1 protein-coding gene is annotated in these 393 nt (G+C 42.2%); it reads left to right on the top strand.

The genetic code is table 11. The annotated features are described in order from the left end of the window. The coding region (locus tag HC175_RS19955) for an Ig-like domain-containing protein (RefSeq protein WP_209310138.1) at positions 1-393 on the top strand (393 nt) is incomplete at both ends.

Genomic DNA, 393 nt, shown 5'->3' with positions numbered 1-393 from the left:
GAAACTGCAACAGCCTGTGATTCTTTCTCCTGGAACGGAACTGAATATACTGAAAGTGGTGTTTATACTTTTGAAAGTGAGAATGAGGCAGGATGCACCAATGTTGCAACCCTGACTTTGACCATCAACAACAGCACAACTTCTGAAGAAACTCACACAGCTTGTGATTCTTACACCTGGAATGGAACTGAATATACAGAAAGCGGTGTCTATACTTTTGTGAGTGAGAATGAAGCAGGATGCACCAATGTTGCAACCCTGAACCTGACTATCACCAATAGCACTACTTCTGAAGAAACTGCAACAGCTTGTGATTCTTACACCTGGAACGGAACTGAATATACTGAAAGCGGTGTTTATACTTTTGAAAGCCAGAATGAGGCAGGATGTACC

The sequence above is a fragment of the Salinimicrobium oceani genome, from assembly GCF_012037645.1.
The sequence above is the reverse complement of the archived record's forward strand: the minus strand, read 5'-3'. Positions and strand labels throughout refer to the sequence as shown.